The organism is Synechococcus sp. R5-12, from assembly GCF_047502655.1.
Classification (GTDB): domain Bacteria; phylum Cyanobacteriota; class Cyanobacteriia; order Thermostichales; family Thermostichaceae; genus Thermostichus.
This window is the reverse complement of the sequence record NZ_JANSIM010000168.1, coordinates 1-5,138: the sequence shown is the minus strand read 5'-3', so window position 1 is coordinate 5,138 and position 5,138 is coordinate 1. Positions and strand designations below refer to the sequence as shown.

The following is a 5,138-nucleotide window of genomic DNA, read 5'->3' as shown; positions in this document are numbered from 1 at the left end:
CAGAAACGGTTGTTTAAGGCACTGGTAACGGTCGATTGGGGGTGTCGTAAACCATCCCAGAGGTCCGTGGTTAGTTTACTAACTGCAGGGCTACTAAAAGCCTACTCTGTACCGCGAAGCAGTCAGGGTCGGGTAGTTTACTTGGCGGATCCCCCTACAGTCAACTGGCCCAGCACGTTGATATCAAAGGTGAAATTAATTGTCACCGAGTTGCCCTCGTAAGCCTCAGGCAGCGGCAGGAAGGGAGCTGCCCTCTGGATAGCCGTCAGCGCTGCATCGTCTGTTTGTTGGCTGCCGGACGTGCGCCCCAGGCGAATGCTCTGCAGATCGCCAGCTCGACCCACTGTAAAGATCACCACTGTGCGGCGCGAGGTACCGGTCTGCCCAGGTATCCAATTTTGCTCCACTTTTCGCTGCAAAGCGGCCAGCCAAGGACCCCAATCCACATTGGCCCGCGCTGCCACGCTGGGGGGATTGGGAGCGGATTGGGTGGGGTTGGCCAATCCACTAGCTCCACTGCCCTGGATCCCGGCTCCATTGCTGGGAGCAGAGGCACTGACCGGAGGCCCCAACTGGGAAGAGTCAGAGGGCCGCTGGGCGGGAAGAACCTCTGTCACCGGTTGCGGAGCGGGCGGAACGGGAGCCAATTGGCTGGGATCCGAAACCCGCTCGCTTGGCTGTATGGGCAAGGGCTCCGCAGTTGGCGGGGGAGTGGGCCTTGGGGAGGGAGCAGCCGCCACAGGCGGTGGAGTTTGGGTCGGAGTAGGTCTGGGGGCAGGCGTGGAAGGTGGCGGTGCCGCAGTCGGGGTCGCGGTGGGCTGAGGGGGAGCGGGGGTTGGGGTAGGCGTGGGCTTGGGTGGAGGGGTTGGAGTTGGGGTTGCCAGGGCAACTGCAGCCGGGGCAGGTGGTGGTGGAACAGGGGCAGGCGGTGGCGGTGGTTGGGGTCTTGGCGGCGGAGGGGCCTCCTGGGGAGGGGCGGCCTGAGATTGAGGTGGACTGCCTTGAGACGGAGGGGCTTCTACCCGCTCACCCCCATCGCGGGAATCAACTTCTGAAACCAGATCTGCTTCCTCTGGGGGCTGCAGATCTTCTGGATCCAGAAGGATAAACTCAATGGCTTCTTGTTCTGGCTCGCGAGTGAGCCAAAGCCGCCCCAAGTGGAGCAATCCCAGCAGCACCAGCACGTGCAGCAGCAGCGACAGCGCCACCATCCAAAAAAAGTTGCGAGATTCATCCTCGCGGCGGCGCTGCTCAATCCAGATGCTGGTCATAGCCAAGATTGCCCTTTCCTTTCTTCAACGCTCTCAACACACCGAGTTGTCTGTTGCAGACTGGGCCACGGGGGTAACACCCCAGCTAGTGTTATAGCATCCGAGCAGTTGGCACTCCTGCGCAAAGGCGTATAGTCTATCTCGGGCTCGGGAAGGGATCCCACCTTGCAGCAGCTCTAAGATCGCCTACCTTGAAAAGAGCGGGGATCCCATTAGCCGGGGAAAAGCCCCACAGCTCGGGGTGCTGGCTCTGATGTTGGCTGGTGGGGCACTTTTGGTGGCTTTTTAGGAGCGACGTTATGGAACCCATCCGCTTTCATCTGGCCTTTCCAGTTGCCGATATTGCCTTGGCCAAGGCCTACTACGGCGATGGCTTGGGCTGTGAGATCGGTCGAGAAACCTCTGCTGCCGTTATTTTTAACCTGCACGGCCATCAACTGGTGGCCCACCTCACCCACGAAGAGCTGACGCCCCAGCGGGGCATCTACCCTCGTCATTTTGGCCTGATCTTCCCTACCCAAGGGGATTGGCAGGCGCTGGCCGACCGTGCCTTGGCGCGGGCCTTGCCCTTTTATCAAGAGCCGCGCTGGCGCTTTGTTGGCACCCCCTTGGAGCATGGCACCTTCTTTTTGCAGGATCCCTTCCATAACCTGCTGGAGTTTAAGTACTACCGCAACGCTTCCGCCATTTTCGGGGAGCGGGAATTGGCCTTGGTCGGGGACAGTGCTTCCCACCGCTCGCGCGAACGATCCCCGGCCCGCTCAAGTGGCATGTAGTGCAAACAGGAGGAACCTTTGGCCACTCAACCCCTGCGTTCTGGCCCTGCGCGCGGCCCTATCTGGCAGATGGATTTCAACGCCGTCCCCCTGCGGGATGAGCAGAACCGAAGGGTTTGGGAGCTGTTGGTATGCGATCCCACCGGCCGGTTTCGCCAAGCGCAGTATTGCAGTAACCAAGAGGTGAATAGCACCTGGGTGGCACGACAGTTGCGGAGCTACCTCGAAGCGGCTCCCCAGCCTCCCTCGGCCATTCGTGTGTTTCGAGCCCGCATGAGTTCCATCCTGCAACGGGCCTGCGATGCGGTTGGGATCCCGATGCTGCCCAGTCGTCGCGTTTACACCCTCAAAGCTTGGATGCGAGAACGGGCAGAGCAGGTTTACCCTCAAGAGACTCAGTTTACCTACAGCCCCGAACCTCCTGTGGATCCGGATCCGCCGGATCCCATCCGTCTGCCGGACAAGTTGCAGGGAGAACGCTGGGCCTTCGTGACCTTGCGAGCTGAGGATCTGCGGGAAGCCGACGCCTGGCCGATAGAATTTGGCGAGCTTTTTCCGGTTGCCTGGGACACTTTGACGCCCGACACATTGGCACCAGTGGTGCGGAGCACCCTCATTCCCGGCTTGGTGATTACCTCGCAGCGGGCTTTGCCGATGGCAGCCTGGATGAGCGGTATGGAACCCGCCTACTTGAGTGTGGCAGACGGACGGCTACTGCTCGAGGCGGGCCTCAACGATTGTTATCTGTTTGCACAATTGAGAGATGAAACACTGCGAACAGAGGCAGAAGTCTTTGCCCAGCGCCAGCAGCAGGCCCAGGGGCTCCACTTTCTTGCCATTCAAACCGATCTCAGGGCCCAGTCTTTCGCCGGCTTCTGGCTGATGCAACATCCGCTGTAAGTAGCAGCCGTTACAGCCTGTTTGTAAATTACAGTCATTTCAAACTAGATTGAGACACTCCCCAAACGCTCCGCGCCGCTGCCGCGACCACCCCCAGCTCCTCTCCCAGAGGGAGAGGGGAGTTAGAGACCAATGCGACAGAAATGTTCCATTACCTGTTTAAAAAATGACTACACTACTTGAAATGACTGCGTTTTCGATTCAAACTAGGGCCCTGCATCCGCACCCAAAACCTTGAATGCGCAGGGCCAGAAGGCTTTTCAAGGACTCCGTCCCGCTGGCGCGATCAGTGGCCTAGGCGTCTCACCCTAACTTGAAACCACCATATCGCCAAAGTCGCCAAAGAGAGAAGGGATCCTCACTAGGAAAACACAGCCTCCAGCGCCTGCAAGGTCTTTTTCACCTTGGCCTGGGCTGCCTCCACCTCGGGTTGGTCATAGGCTTTGGCGGCAAAGTCTAGTTGTTCTAAGCTGCGGCCCATCTCCTTAGCCAGGCGCAGCACTTCCCGCTTTTGTTTATCTGGCAGGGTAGCCGCCAGGCCGGTCAAGGTCTTACGAGTGAGTCCCATCGGCCCGTGGATGTAGGAGCGGATCTCCAACCAGTCCTCCGCCTCCACCAGGCTTTGCAGCCGCTCTACCTGTTGCTCCAGTTGTTGCAGCTCTCGGGGCAGGCCAGCAGCCGCTTGCACAGAAAGGGATCCCAGCCACAGCCCCAATGTCAGGATGGCAACCAGCAACACACTCCGCCAGCGACAGATCATCACATACCTCCCACATGCCTGCAACAGGCTTGACTTCTTGGCCATGATTGCCATCAGCTTTTTGGCAATCATTTGGTAATCAAATGAATAGTTTACCCGCTGGCTGCACCTCAGCCCCTTGGCTGCCTCTCGAAGAGCACAGCAAATCGGTTAGGCTAGGGATGTAAAAGAATGTAAATGGCACTCTCATGCAACGCATCATCCTCATGACCGGCAAGGGTGGAGTCGGCAAAACCTCGATGGCGGCGGCGACCGGCTGGCGTTGTGCCGAGATTGGCCTGAAAACTTTGGTGCTGAGCACAGATCCGGCCCACTCTTTGGCCGATAGCTTCGATCAGCCCTTGGGCCATGAGCCGGTCGAGGTCAAACCTAACCTTTGGGGGGCGGAGCTGGACGCCCTCAACGAACTGGAGCTGAATTGGGGATCCGTCAAAACCTACATTACCCAGGTGTTGCAGGCGCGAGGGCTAGATGGGGTGCAGGCACAGGAGCTGGCGATTTTGCCAGGGATGGATGAGATCTTTGCCCTAGTGCGGGTGAATCGCCATTACGACGAAGGCAAGTTCGATGTGTTGATCATCGACTCGGCCCCTACAGGCACGGCCCTGCGCCTCTTGAGCCTGCCGGATGTTTCTGGCTGGTACATGCGCAGGTTCTACAAACCCCTGCAGGGGCTGGCGCAAATGCTGCGTCCTATTGCCGAGCCGATTGTGAAGGGGCTGACCGGGATCCCGCTGCCGAATGACCAGGTGCTGGATGCTCCTTATGAGTTCTATCAGAAGATTGAGCGGCTGGAGCGCATCCTCACCAACAACCGCATCACCTCAGTGCGGCTGGTCACTAACCCCGAAAAGATGGTGATCAAAGAATCGCTGCGGGCCCACGCCTACCTCAGCCTTTACGGGGTGGCCACCGATTTGGTGATTGCCAACCGCATCTTGCCCGATGGAGTGGTGGATCCCTACTTTGCCGCCTGGAAGGCAGCCCAACAGAAATATCGCCAGGAAATCCACGAAAACTTTGCCCCCCTGCCGGTCTTCGAGATCCCGCTGTACTCCGAGGAGTTGGTGGGATGGGACGCCCTGGCCCGCCTGAAAAAAGACCTCTGGGGGGATCGCAACCCGGCGGACGTGCTCTATGCCGAGCAAACCCTGAATGTGGTAACCGACAACGGCCAGTACCGGCTGGATCTTTACTTGCCCGGGATCCCGAAAGAGCAGGTGGAATTGACCAAAACCGGGGATGAGCTGAACATCCGCATCGGCAACCACCGCCGCAACTTGGTTCTGCCCCAGACTTTAGCGGCCATGACCCCGGCCCGCGCCAAGATGGAAGAAGACTACCTGCGCATTCATTTTGCTGCTTGAGGCTGTAGCTGCTCTTGGTTGCGTCAGCTAGAAATCGCAGGAGCCCCGCACTGTACCCGTAGGG

The 5,138-nt window shown here is 59.0% G+C and carries 5 protein-coding genes; 3 read left to right on the top strand and 2 right to left on the bottom strand.

Annotated elements, in window-relative coordinates; translation table 11 throughout:
- Nucleotides 1–137: 137 nt before the first annotated feature.
- Nucleotides 138–1,271 (bottom strand): energy transducer TonB, encoded by a 1,134-nt coding sequence (locus NW843_RS09640; protein ID WP_414522804.1) that lies wholly within the window; start codon nt 1,269–1,271, stop codon nt 138–140.
- Nucleotides 1,272–1,570: 299 nt separating this feature from the next.
- Here NW843_RS09640 and NW843_RS09635 point away from each other — a divergent pair, with 299 nt between their 5' ends.
- Both NW843_RS09635 and NW843_RS09630 read left to right on the top strand, forming a co-directional pair.
- Nucleotides 1,571–2,047 carry a VOC family protein gene (locus tag NW843_RS09635; RefSeq protein WP_414522803.1) on the top strand — a complete coding sequence of 159 codons (477 nt, stop codon included), beginning with the start codon at nt 1,571–1,573 and terminating at the stop codon, nt 2,045–2,047.
- Nucleotides 2,048–2,065: 18 nt separating this feature from the next.
- The gene (locus NW843_RS09630; RefSeq protein ID WP_011432767.1) at nt 2,066–2,947 is read left to right on the top strand and encodes a Tab2/Atab2 family RNA-binding protein; all 882 of its coding nucleotides are present in this window, start codon (nt 2,066–2,068) and stop codon (nt 2,945–2,947) included.
- Between the two features lie 361 nt (nt 2,948–3,308).
- Here NW843_RS09630 and psbQ read toward each other — a convergent pair whose 3' ends face one another.
- A complete protein-coding gene (gene psbQ, locus NW843_RS09625; protein ID WP_011432766.1) occupies nt 3,309–3,707 on the bottom strand; it encodes a photosystem II protein PsbQ in 399 nt (132 codons plus the stop codon).
- 188 nt (nt 3,708–3,895) lie between these two features.
- Here psbQ and NW843_RS09620 point away from each other — a divergent pair, with 188 nt between their 5' ends.
- Complete coding sequence (locus tag NW843_RS09620; RefSeq protein WP_414332153.1) at nt 3,896–5,074, top strand: TRC40/GET3/ArsA family transport-energizing ATPase; 1,179 nt, start codon at nt 3,896–3,898, stop codon at nt 5,072–5,074.
- Nucleotides 5,075–5,138 lie beyond the last annotated feature (64 nt).